Origin of the sequence: Aequorivita sp. KMM 9714 (genome assembly GCF_011065475.1) — a bacterium.
GTDB classification, from domain to species: Bacteria; Bacteroidota; Bacteroidia; order Flavobacteriales; family Flavobacteriaceae; genus Aequorivita; species Aequorivita sinensis.
The window spans coordinates 542,158-554,852 of record NZ_JAAGRO010000002.1; the positions used below are offsets into that span (position 1 = coordinate 542,158).

General features: G+C 33.1%; 12 protein-coding genes. 7 read left to right on the plus strand and 5 right to left on the minus strand.

Annotation, left to right across the window (positions count from 1 at the left end; translation table 11 throughout):
- Positions 1-298 precede the first annotated feature (298 nt).
- From G3A46_RS08735 to G3A46_RS08755, 5 genes are all read right to left on the minus strand, one after another.
- Positions 299-733 (minus strand): Rrf2 family transcriptional regulator, encoded by a 435-nt coding sequence (locus G3A46_RS08735; RefSeq protein ID WP_165148857.1) that lies wholly within the window; start codon positions 731-733, stop codon positions 299-301.
- Between the two features lie 102 nt (positions 734-835).
- The gene (locus G3A46_RS08740; protein WP_165148859.1) at positions 836-1,264 is read right to left on the minus strand and encodes an Rrf2 family transcriptional regulator; all 429 of its coding nucleotides are present in this window, start codon (positions 1,262-1,264) and stop codon (positions 836-838) included.
- Between the two features lie 98 nt (positions 1,265-1,362).
- Positions 1,363-2,631 (minus strand): acetyl-CoA hydrolase/transferase family protein, encoded by a 1,269-nt coding sequence (locus G3A46_RS08745; protein WP_165148861.1) that lies wholly within the window; start codon positions 2,629-2,631, stop codon positions 1,363-1,365.
- Between the two features lie 180 nt (positions 2,632-2,811).
- Positions 2,812-3,408, minus strand: coding sequence for a thioredoxin family protein (locus G3A46_RS08750; protein ID WP_139856573.1), 597 nt, complete (start codon positions 3,406-3,408; stop codon positions 2,812-2,814).
- 323 nt (positions 3,409-3,731) lie between these two features.
- A complete protein-coding gene (locus G3A46_RS08755) occupies positions 3,732-5,294 on the minus strand; it encodes an FAD-dependent protein (protein WP_165148863.1) in 1,563 nt (520 codons plus the stop codon).
- A gap of 659 nt (positions 5,295-5,953) precedes the next feature.
- On the opposite strand from G3A46_RS08755, the gene G3A46_RS08760 reads away from it, so the two are divergent.
- From G3A46_RS08760 to G3A46_RS08790, 7 genes are all read left to right on the plus strand, one after another.
- The gene (locus tag G3A46_RS08760; RefSeq protein ID WP_165148865.1) at positions 5,954-6,796 is read left to right on the plus strand and encodes an aspartyl protease family protein; all 843 of its coding nucleotides are present in this window, start codon (positions 5,954-5,956) and stop codon (positions 6,794-6,796) included.
- Positions 6,797-6,960: 164 nt separating this feature from the next.
- Positions 6,961-7,293, plus strand: coding sequence for a hypothetical protein (locus tag G3A46_RS08765; RefSeq protein WP_165148867.1), 333 nt, complete (start codon positions 6,961-6,963; stop codon positions 7,291-7,293).
- Positions 7,294-7,303: 10 nt separating this feature from the next.
- A complete protein-coding gene (locus tag G3A46_RS08770) occupies positions 7,304-7,621 on the plus strand; it encodes a hypothetical protein (RefSeq protein WP_165148869.1) in 318 nt (105 codons plus the stop codon).
- 52 nt (positions 7,622-7,673) lie between these two features.
- On the plus strand, positions 7,674-8,273 hold the full coding sequence (locus G3A46_RS08775) for a hypothetical protein (RefSeq protein WP_165148871.1): 600 nt from the start codon (positions 7,674-7,676) through the stop codon (positions 8,271-8,273).
- 244 nt (positions 8,274-8,517) lie between these two features.
- Complete coding sequence (locus G3A46_RS08780; RefSeq protein WP_165148873.1) at positions 8,518-8,724, plus strand: hypothetical protein; 207 nt, start codon at positions 8,518-8,520, stop codon at positions 8,722-8,724.
- Positions 8,725-9,334: 610 nt separating this feature from the next.
- Entirely contained in the window at positions 9,335-10,555 is a 1,221-nt protein-coding gene (locus tag G3A46_RS08785) for an alpha/beta hydrolase-fold protein (protein ID WP_165148876.1), read from the plus strand.
- A gap of 277 nt (positions 10,556-10,832) precedes the next feature.
- Positions 10,833-11,843 carry a hypothetical protein gene (locus G3A46_RS08790; protein WP_165148879.1) on the plus strand — a complete coding sequence of 337 codons (1,011 nt, stop codon included), beginning with the start codon at positions 10,833-10,835 and terminating at the stop codon, positions 11,841-11,843.
- The last annotated feature ends 852 nt before the right edge of the window (positions 11,844-12,695 follow it).

The following is a 12,695-nucleotide window of genomic DNA, read 5'->3' on the forward strand; positions in this document are numbered from 1 at the left end:
ACCCGGTATAAAATGATGACTCTTTTAAAATTGGCTTTTCAATTCTGAACCTTATAGAAACTTCCATAACAATGGCAATTAAAACGAAGGTGCCGATAATGCCGGGACTCGACATCCAGTTTTCTGTTGAAATACTACTATTTTTTTTGCGCTATTGCAAATTGAGGCAGTACTCCTAGAACCAATAATATTAACCAATTCAGTTTTTTCATTTTATATTAAAATTTGTTTTAGAGGTATAGTATAATTCACTTCTTAATTTCTCACCTTTTTATCATAAATAGGTGCAAAAAAATATTTAGCGTTTTAAAAATGACAATCCCACGTCTACTCCATTTGCTAATTCATGCAGGCTCGTAGTTTCAAGCATTTGTCTAAGGTTATCTCTAATATCTACAAATTTATCATGCATTGGGCACGGTTGAAGTGCATCACAATGATCAAAACCTAGAGCGCACCCCATGTATATAGAATCTCCATCTATCGCTGAAACGATATCGCTCAATTTAATAGTCTCTGCTTTCCCCTCTGGAATTTCAAAGCCGCCTGTAGGACCTTTTAGGGATTGAAGAATATTATTTTTAGCTAATTGATGTAAAATTTTAGCCGTAAATGCCTCAGGAGAATTAATTCCAGCAGCTATTTCCTTTAAACTTACACGATTACCAATGGCAGATTGTGAAGCAATAAAAACTGATGCTTTAATTCCGTATTGACAGGCTTTTGAAAACATTGTTGAATTTTAGAAATGCAAAGGTATACAAAATTTTAAATTCTGATAAAACTATCAGAATTTAAATATAATATCTTTTATTTGAATTGGATGTATAGAAAGTTACATCTTTAAAAAAGTTTCGCCACTTCGGATTTTGCTGGCAAGTTCAATAACGGTATTATTTTCACACATACTGGTTAATCCCTCGCGAATCACCAAATATTCATCGTGCACTGGGCAAGGATTTTCAGAAGAACAAAATTGCAAACCTAAGCAACAACCATTAAAAATTTTGTCTCCATCAATACAACTTACAATGTCGGCTAGAGTAAGTTTAGAATCTTTTTCAATATAAAACCCACCTTTAGGCCCCTTTTTGGAAAGTATAATTCCCGAACGCGCCATTTGCTGACATATCTTTGCAGTAAATGGTTCTGGGGAGTCTACTGCTTTGGATATTTCAGTAACATTCGATCTTTTATCTTGTTCAGATTGCTCAGCGATAAAAAGAACCGAACGAATTCCATATTCACAAGCCTTGGAAAACATAATTTTTATTATTTCCCCTAATTTAGCGAATTAAAAATGAATATTACACAAAAATATATTAAAACTATTAAATTATAATCACTTAAAACATTAATAACTTAGTGATTAAATCTTTTACGAGCTTCTCTTTCTAGAGCTTCTCTATGATCTGGGTGAGCAATTGAAATAAGTTCTTTGGCGCGTTGTTCGATACCTTTTCCAAATAAGTTAACTACCCCATACTCTGTAACTACATAATGCACGTGGGCTCGAGTGGTTGTAACACTTGCTCCTTCTTTTAAAAATGGAGTTATTTTTGAAATACCTTTGTTTGTGATAGAAGGCATAGCTATAATAGGCTTCCCTCCTTCCGAGAGTGATGCACCGCGAATAAAATCCATTTGTCCTCCAACTCCAGAATACTGATACATCCCAATACTATCTGCACAAACTTGACCTGTTAAATCAATTTCAATCGCGCTATTAATAGCTGTCACTTTTGGATTGCTTCTAATAATTGCTGTATCGTTAGTATATGCAGCTTCTTTGAAGTGGATATTAGGGTTATCGTCTATAAAATCGTACAATTTTTTAGTCCCCATTGCAAAGCAAGTAACAATCTTGCCTGTTTTTATTGCTTTTTCTTCTCCTGTAATAATCCCTCTTTCAACTAAAGGAAGTATCCCATCGCTAAACATTTCGGTGTGAATTCCCAACCTTTTATGATTGGTTAAGTTATGCAAAACCGCATTAGGTATATTCCCTATCCCCATTTGTAAGGTTGCACCGTCTTCCACCAATTCTGCTACATTTCTACCTATAATAGATTCAATTTCAGAAGGCTCGCCAATTGTAGCGGCGTATATCGGGGTGTTTACCTCTACGCCATAATCGATTTTTTTAATATGAATAATCCCGTCTCCATGAGTTCTTGGAACATTCGGGTTAATTAAGGCTACTACGTGTTTTGCAGTTTGAATAGCGGGTAAGGTAACATCAACTGAAACTCCTAAGGAACAATACCCATGTCTGTCTGGAGGAGATACTTGAATAAACGCTACGTCTAAAGGAAGAATACCTCTTCTAAACAGCAAGTGTATTTCACTTAAGAAAACTGGAGTATAATCACCATGCATGGTATTTACTCCTTTGCGAACATTATCGCCTACAAAACAACTATTAAGGCGAAAGGCTTGAGTATAAGGTTCAACGGTGTATTTTGCTTCACCGTGAGTGTGAATTTGAACAATTTCAACGTTTTTAAGTTCGTGGTATCGCTCACATAAAGTGTCTATCAATAAATTAGGCGTCATTGCTGCGCCCTGAAAAAATACGCGATTATTAGATTTTACTATGGATACAGCTTCTTGAGCAGATACAATTTGCATGGTTTTTTATTTTGTTACAAAGATTGATAATGTATTAGATTTTTGAAATGAAATCTGTCAGATTTTTTTTAAAAAAGCTAAGACCGCTTTGCTGTTAGATTAAATCGAGATTACAGTCACTTTATTTTATCCAATCCGTCTAGATTCTAGATTCTTGGTTCTAAAATGTCCTTACTTAACTTAAGCTTTAACAGTCAAACTATTTACAAGGTCATTTACTATTGAAATACCTTTGTCTTTATTATACCAAACTTGTATAATTTCTTTAAAAGCATCGTCAATTTTTCCGTGCTCCTCTTTATAGTCTGAAACAAGTTTAGTAGCTGCTTTTGAACGCGGACCAAAGGTTTGAAGCACATTCATATCCTCATCAATCATAATTACAATAGGGATAGATTGCGAACCATTAGTAAGAAACTGATTCATCAATTCAAGATTATCATCTCTAAGCACAATTTTTAAATCGATATTATCAGCTTCTTGAGCGATTTTATTTAAGAAAGGAAGTGTTTGCGCTGCATCTCCACACCAAGGTTCGGTGATAACAAGCCAAGTTTGTTTATTAGAAACACTTTTAAATACCTCCATAGCCTCTTCCGAAACCTTTGCAGTTTTATCCAATCTTTTAGTTCGGCTGAAGTTTAGTTTTGTATAATCGACCTTCATTTGGGAGAATTCACCAGTAGTTCTTTCTTCTTCCACCAATTGTTTGAAAAGCATGTTATACTGTGTATAATCCATTGCTTTATTTATCGACTTTTCTAATAATGCTTTCATATTTTTTCGTTTAATGAATGCAAAAATAAGCCTTAGGTAATTAATTAAGAATGATAAATGTCAAATGTTAAGTTTTTAGACGTGAATGGTTAGAGGTGAGAGATGAGTGGTGAGAGGTAAGTGGTGAGAGATGAGGGGTGAGAGTCTAGAGTCTAGATGCTAGATGCTAGATATGAGATATGAGATATGAGATGTGAGATGTGAGATATGAGATGTGAGATGTGAGAGATGAGTGGTGAGGGGTGAGAGTCTAGATTCTAGATGCTAGAAATGAGAGGTGAGTGGTGAGGGGTGAGAGTCTAGATTCTAATTTCGAATTTTGGCTATTCGGTGCTTACTTGCTTTCTCACTATTGCATCAACACAATTAATTCCGTCTATGGCTGCAGAAATTATTCCACCGGCGTAACCAGCTCCTTCTCCGCAGGGATATAGACCTTTAATTTCAACGTGTTCTAGTGTAATTGGGTGTCTAGGCACGCTAATAGTTGAGGATGTTCGACTTTCGGGTGCGTGAAGTACGGCTTCATTAGTGTAATACCCATTCTTCTTTTTGCCAAATGCAACAAAAGCTTTTTTCAGTTTTTCTGCGAGTAAAGCTGGTAGCACTTTATTTAAATCGGCTGCAACAATACCTGGCTGGTATGATGTTTTTGGGAAATCGGTAGAAATCTTACCTTCTACAAAATCTATCATACGTTGAGCAGGGACTTTTTGTGTTTTACCTCCCGCTTCCCAGCATCGTTTTTCTACATATTTCTGAAAATCTAAGCATACAAATGGATCATCTTTTTTGTAATTAGGTAAGTCTGTCGGTTTTACACTTACCACAATTCCTGAGTTTGCATAAGGGTTATTTCGTTTACTTGGGCTCCAACCATTGGTAACAACTTCGTCTTGCTCGGTGGCACAAGGTGCAATTATTCCGCCTGGACACATACAAAATGAATATACACCAAAGCCATCTACCTGTTCTACTAAGCTATAACTAGCTGGAGGTAAATAAGGGTTATCGTATTCTTTTTGATATTGAATATGATTTATAAGCGTTTGTTGATGTTCTACACGAACGCCAATCGCGAAACCTTTTGCTTCAATTTTAATGTTTTTATGATGCAGCAAGTAATAAATATCTCTAGCGGAATGTCCTGTTGCCAATATCACATTATCAAACTCAAACCATTTTTCATTATTAATTTGAATAGCCTGTATTGCGGCATCGTTAATCTTAATATCGGTAAGTTTGGAATTAAAATGAACCTCTCCCCCATTTTTTATAATCGCCTCCCGCATTGAAGTGATTATCTTTGGCAGTTTATTAGTTCCTATATGTGGGTGAGCATCTACGAGTATATCTTCATCTGCTCCAAAATGTACAAACCACTCTAATGCTTTAAGCACATTGCCACGTTTTTTACTTCGTGTATAAAGTTTGCCATCGGAATATGTTCCAGCACCACCTTCGCCGAAGCAATAATTACTTTCGGGGTTTACTTTTTGAAGTTTGTTGATAATAGCCAAATCTCTTCTGCGTTCACGTACATCTTTACCGCGTTCGAATACTACAGGTTTAAATCCTGCTTCTACCGCTCGTAAAGCTGCATAAAGTCCAGCTGGTCCCGCTCCAATAATTGCTACTTTTTTGGCGTTGTGAACCTTTTGTGGAATATAAGGTGGTATTTGCTCGCGAAGTTCTTCAAGTAACCACAACTCTATTTGAAGGTTTATTTTTATCGGACTATTTCGCGCATCGATAGATCGTTTGCGAATTCGCCAATCTCCAATTTCTTTTTTTCGAAGTTTTTCCTTCTTTAAAGCAAGTCCTAAAATAAAATCTAGATCCTCTAGCTGTTGTGGGGAAACCGCAATTTGTACTATTATACTCATGAGCCAAAGGTAAGTGATAATTCGTCAGTTTTTATATGTAAAAATACCTACAAGTAAATTTTTTTTCACAAAGTTTTAAACTTCATTCATTCTGGTTTTAGGGTCTTAGATTTAGGGTTATTTGGGGGTTGTCTTTGGTCGTTGGTCTTTGGTCGTTGGTCTTTGGTCGTTGGTCGTTGGTCTTTGGACTTTGGACGTTGGTCTTTGGACTTTGGACGTTGGTAGATGGTCGTTGGTTTTTGGTTTTTGTTTTTGGTTTTTGGACTTTGGACGTTGGTCTTTGGTCGGGGGAATTTTGGCTACTGTCTTGGCTCTTGCATCTTGATTGTTGATTCAAATCACTGAGCGTTGGGCATTTTTAGTTTCGGATAATTTATTTACAAGTTTCTAATTATTGTGGTAGAAGTTTATATATTGCTTATTTAAACTTAAAAAGTTTCAACACTATTTTAATAATTTCCCGCATTTTGCAACTGGTCATTTTGTATATCAGTTCTTATATGAATTGATGATATACAACCAAAAGATATACAAAATAACGAATACAAAAGCACTGCTATGCCTTATGTTTCCAAGGACACATTAAAAAAGTGATGATTTTGGAGGTGATTAACTAAATTACGTATATTTACGTGTTGGCAAACATTAAAAAAACTACAATGACAAAACAATTATTTAGAACAGCAATCCTTTTTATATTATTATCTTTTTTTTCAAAGGCAAATGCACAAATACCTTTTGAAACAAATGAAAGTGGACATATTATTATAAATGCAAAAGTAAATAATGTGGAAGGAAAGTTTATTTTTGACACAGGAGCAGGTCTTAATGTTATTTTCACAAAATTTTCTCATAAAATCACAAATGAAAAAACAAACAATTTCTTTGTGGGGCATCGAGCAACTGGTGAAGAATTGAATCTTGACTTATATAATGCTACAAGTATCGAAATCAATAATAGGGAATTTGACAATCAACAATATGCCATTATAGATTTAGATTTCGGAGATATAGACGGTCTTATATCATTACAACCCTTCAGAAACACAACTGTTACTATTGATTATATCAATAAAAAAATCCTTTTCAATAAGCCTACAAAAAATGAAAAAAGCATCGATATTCAAATAGCAGATTACGCAGGAAAAGCCATTGATATTTTCACATACATACAATTGAATGACACTTTGAAAATACAAATAGAATTGGATAGCGGTGCAGGAAAAAATTCATTTTGGTTTAGTTCAAAACTCTTTGAACCACTTGCATTAGATAAAAAAGATTTCAAAACAGTACCTAGAACCAGCGAATTTAAAAAGCAAAACAACTATTACATTGGAACGCTATCAAAATTAAATACAGAAAATGAATTATGTAAACTAGAGACTTTAAATGCTGCATTTGTTGATGGATTAATATATGAAGGTAAAACTAGTATAGAGTGGCTGGGTAAAATTCTTACAATTGATATTCCTAATAAGAAAATATTTATAACTGAATAAAAAACGTTTGCCAACACAGTATATAAGCTATGGCTTGGTCAGTCTTCACTTGGAAAATCCTACGGATTTTCCAAAGCCAGTTTTTACTTGTAAAGGTTCGTGCTAAAACACGCCACAGCTCATATACATAAACGTTGTAACACATTTGACCAAATCAAGAAATATTGAAATTAACTAAAAAACATTTGGGAATTTATAATACTTACGAGGGGAAAAAATCTTCGTTAGAAAGTGTTGGAACTCAAAAGGAAAAGGAGTTGTTTCAAAACGGTGAATTTGATAAAATAACGGAACTAATACAAATCGAATATAAAATAAAAAAGAAAGAAATATCAGAATCTGAAATACAAAAACATAAATCCGAACTGAGTTTAATATTCGATAATAATTGGAATAAAAGATCGCTAAAATACTTATCGAAAAAATATTGTGAACCTGAAAAAGAACAAAGTCCTTTTGACTCAATAATGTCAATGCTTTGGGCAATGTTTGGTTAAAAAACAGAATATGACCGAATTCTTAATTATATCAATTTTGATAATCCTTTTCGGAGGATTTTTATACTGGGCTTATCTACCTGACTATCGGAGAAATCCGAAAGAATTTTGTCGAACTTTAATCGGAATGCCAATTGGAATGCTACTTGGCGGAATCGGACTTAGAGATTTAAACGAACAAATAAGAAAATGGGCTGTCGGAGTAAAAAAGGAAAAGGAAACCGAAAAACAAAAGCGTGTTACAACACCGTGTATAATTAATTGCTTTGGCAAGTGCTTATTTGGAAAATTCCTTCGGAATTTTCACGCGTTCGGTTTTGTTTACTAAATTAGGTGCTTAACCACGCAACTAATCATACACATCGCCGTTGTAACACATTATGACAAAACACCAATATCTTGTTCTACTTTTGTTCGGCCTTCTATCTATTAATGGTTTAAGGGCGCAAAATAACAACGAAAATTGGGAAAGATTAAAAGATAAACTGAAAGAAAATACAACGCCTAATTGGAATTATTGTTCGATTAACGGACGACTTGATTATCGCTCATTTACAGACTCAATCAATCAATATTCCATCTTATTACCTAAAAACTATAATTCTAAAACTTACAAAACTGACGAATTCATCGTACATCAATACAATCCCAAAGATAAATCTAATGAAAGCGCGATTCTTGAAATAAAAATTGGACTAAAAGTTTCAGAAAATATGGATGATTATTTTGATAGAGTATTGTCCGAAACTGTATATGCCAAAAGCTTCAGAGATTATGGTAAAATTGAACTTAACGAATACAAATCATACTGGATAGAATCTCAAGAAAGTAAAGATTCGAGAATGTTGAGTTTCTATTTGATTAACCAAGAGACCAATCGAATATTTATTCTTACAATAAATTCATCCAAAAAAAGAAAATTCGATATTGATTATTGTATATATACCAACTACTTTAAAAATATTGAATGGATAAAATAACGTTTTACAACAATGTATAACCGCAATTACGGCGGATTCGACTACGTCCGAATCCACTCGTAATTGCTACCGTCGGTGTTTATCCGAAAAACTTTAAATTTAATCCCGTAACTACGGTTATACGAGACCGTTACCACACATTCCCCACACAAGAAAAACCCGTTAATTTCTTGAGCTAACGAGTGAAATTAATGTGTAGGAAAATTATAGTAAATTTGAAGTTAATCAGAATTTGAACGAAACCTTGAAAAACACATTAAAGATTATCGGATTAATAATTCTGTTGATATCAATATACTTTGTTGAATCGTTAATCTTTCTTCTCATTTTTGGAACTGGAGCTCAAGCTGGTAATATTTCAAATAACGGATTGACGAAACTAATTATGTATGTTCTTCCATTAATAATTGTTGGCGGAATTGCTTTCAAAATGTTTAAAAAGGAATACTAATAAGAACTAATTGAATACAACGGAATTTTTAAAAATAAAGACAAATTATCTCGGAATTGGAATTAGGTCTATTCTGTTTTTTGGAATTCTATTAATTCTGATTTTAATTGAGATATTTGCTTTTTTCCTCATATTTGGTTCTGGAGATGGTGCGAGTAGAATTTCTGAATTATGGTATGTTGACTTTATATTTAACTATCTGCCGATTTTACTTGTTGGCGGATTTTTATTTTATAAAATAATTAATGAATATAAAAAACAAGAATACGTGAAATTCAAAACGAATCTGATTACTCTTTTGATTTTGATATTCCTATTCTCAATCAGAAATCAAGTTGACCAACTGATTTTCTGAAATGGAAAATAAAAACGTGTGGTAACAATGTGTATAAGCAATGGCTTGTTCTCGCCTACTTGGAAATTCCTGCGGAATTTCCAATGGCAAGTACCTGTTTACAATTGTCCGTGACGAACCACGCCACTGCTCATACACGTAACGTTAGAGGCAATTTAAAAAAACACGATAGGTAAAAAGGACAATTCTGGAATTATTTTTGATTTTGTCAATTAGCCAAAAGAAATAATTATAAACTAAAACCTAACCAAACAAATGAGAAAGTCCAAAATTGTAATATCCATAATTACCTTGTTCCTATGTTTCAAAGGAATAGCACAATTTCATCAAAATAGCGAAAAGCAAATAGTAGTTGGGAAGGTTGATAGTTTATATTCCAAAATATTAAAGGAACAAAGAGAAATTTGGATACATACACCAGAGGACTTTAATAGCACTAAAAACTATCCAGTTATTTATGTATTGGACGCATCTCAACAATTTTATGTTATTACTGGAATGCAAAAGCAACTAACGCCTTTCAAAATTCCTCAATCTATAATAGTTGGCATTACCAATACCGATAGAACAAGAGATTTTACGAATACTAATGTTCCTTTTCAACGCGGACACGAATCGGAAACTTCTGGAGGTGCCAGTAATTTTTTAAAATTCATAAATCAAGAATTAAAACCGTATATCAACAATAAATACCCAACCGAAAACAACAATACCATTATTGGTCATTCTACAGGAGGTCTTTTTGTACTTTATTCATACTTACATCACGAAAACTCTTTTGATAATTATTTGGCAATTGACCCAAGTCTATGGTGGGACAAAGAAAATCTGGTTAAAGAAACTCAAGAACAACTAAATAAAGGAAATCGAAAAGAAAAATCATTATATATAGCTGTGGCAAATAGTATTGGCAAAGCAATGGACACGATTAAAGTTAGAAAAGACAAAACAGTTCCTACTGAACAGATTAGAGCCAATTTAAAGTTTCACGACCTATTAGTGAAAAATAATAAAGAGATTAATTTTAAATGGGAATATTTTGAGAATGAAGACCACGGAAGTATTGTTGTTCCAGCCCAATATAATGGATTGCGGTCTATTTTCTCTTGGTTTCCATTCCCAGAAATGTGGCGTTTTAACACACCAAAAGAATATTCTGCCAAAGAATTAACAGAGCCTTTTAAAACCCACTATAAAAAATTGAGCATTCGAATGAAACGTGAAGTAAAACCTGATTGGGAATTACTAAATCAAGTTGGGTTCTTTATGTTGGATGGACATAATCTTCCTAAAAAAGCTTTAGCATATTTAGAACTGAATGCTGATTTCTATCCTAATGAATCAAAAAGTTTTGTTGCTTTAGGGAATTACTTTTTATCTCAAAAAAACAAATCAGAAGCAATTAACAACTATAAAAAAGCAGTTGGAATAGACGGAAATCAAGAAGCTCAAGCTAAACTAAAGGAATTAGAATAGTAACAAAAACTGCCTCTAACAACGTATATAGCTCATAGCTGGGCAGTTGTTAAATCGGAATTTAAGGCATATTTGGAAAGTCGCCAAATTTTTAAATTTGACGATTTCCAATAAAAAGATAAATAGTAAAATTTAAAAATTCGGCTTGTGCTTAATCCGAAAATAATCGCTAATTTACACGCTACGAGCCATATACAAGACCGTTGCCAATAATTTAAAAAAATCGTCTGAAGTTGAAAAACATTAAATAATTAAAATTTTTAGAAAAATATCAAGAATGAAATTAGACTTAAAGAATAGCTTAAAAGAAGGGAATGACCTACTTTCAAATTGGAAAAATAAATACTCAAAAACGGAATACCCTGAAAAGATAGTTTTAAATATATTTTATAGAAAATATACTATGGACTTTATGTGGGATGAACTCAATAACAGTTTCCAAAAGAAATTTTTAGGAGGAAATAAAATATTATGGAACGATTTCAACATAGGACTACAAAAATTGAAAACAAGTTACCAACAAACTGCAGTAGCTAAAACACAACCCGTTTTACTAAATCTATTAAGCAAAAAAACGAAAAATAAAGTAGGTAATATTTCATACTTCGATTTTAAAAAGCAAATCGAAAAAGCTCAAAATGGAAGTGCCAAAGATTTAGAAGAACTCGAATATGCATATCTTTATTCAAGACTGGCGGACGAATGCGTTTTAATCTGGAGTGCCTTTGGGGGAACTGGTTTGAATAAAATAGATGCTATTTCAAAAATTTCAGGAACTATAATTGAGAAAAAAGCAATTAATAAATATAATGAGATTGAAGCCATTTTAGGTCAATTATGTTCTGCGCCTTACCTGGAAAAAAATTACAATCCTGCAACTTCCAAAGAAGAAATAATCCAGAAAGAAGGGGCGGAAATGATGAGGTTTCAACAAATTGCATCGCAACTGTTTAACGCTGGTAATTATGACGGAGCTCTTGATGCATTCACAAAAGCTATAAATGCTTCTAAATATGCGTACGACCGAAGCAATTATCTGAATCGTGGAAATACATTTATGGTTTTAAAAAGATATGATGAAGCTATTTCGGATTTCAATCATCCATTTTTGAAAGATAGTGAAATTGGAGTTCAAGAAAAGATTATCAAATATTCAAATTTGGGGTATTCTTACTTCCAATTGTCGGATTTTAAAAATTCAAAAAAATGTTACGAAAAGGTGCAACTGCTGGATAGGAACGATAATGATGCGAAATTTATGCTGGACCAAATCAATGAGTACGTATAGAAAAACTACTGGCAACACTGTATAAAAAAAAATAGGGCAAGTAAGTGCTAAACCCAATGATTCAGGCTTATTTGCGAGGTCGCCAAACCTTTTGATTTGGCTTTTAGAAGAATAATTTAAAACAAAATGCAAAAGATTTGGCTTGTGGATAATCCGAAAAGTAATCGCTTATTTACAGCCCTACTTCTTTTATACTAAACGTTGGCGTTAATTGTGAAACTCTATAATTCAAATATGATAAAAAAGTTATCCGTTATAATTCTAATTTCAATAGTTCTTTTAAGTTGTAATGATTTTGATAGATACACAAGAGTTAATATTGACACATATTTAGATTATCGCGTTAGCATACATAATAATAGTCGAGGAGGAAGCATAATTAATAAATCATATCTATTTGATAGCAGCTGCCCACTAATAACTGAAAATAATGCTCTAGCTGAAAATGGAAAAAATGAATTCTATTTTGCATTTGTAAAAGTTCCATACCAATTGTACAAAAGAAAAGGTGAAGATGAATTCTATGTGATAAAGAACAATGACACTTTAAAATATAAATTGATAAATTTTGTCAACTGAAAAACTAACGCCAACAACGTGTATAATCAATTGCTTGGTACGAGCCTGCTTACGAAAATCCTCGCGGATTTTCTATTCAGTTTTTATTTGCTAAATTAGTGCTTAACCACGCCACTAATCATACACAAAACCGTTGTGTGCAATTTTGACCCGTCCTGAAATATGTATACACTAAAACAAATGTATATGTATAAAAATGACGGATATGTAAGACGTTACAGCGAAAGCTTTAAACTCAAAGTTCTTGATGAACTCTCCAAGGGTAATCACTCT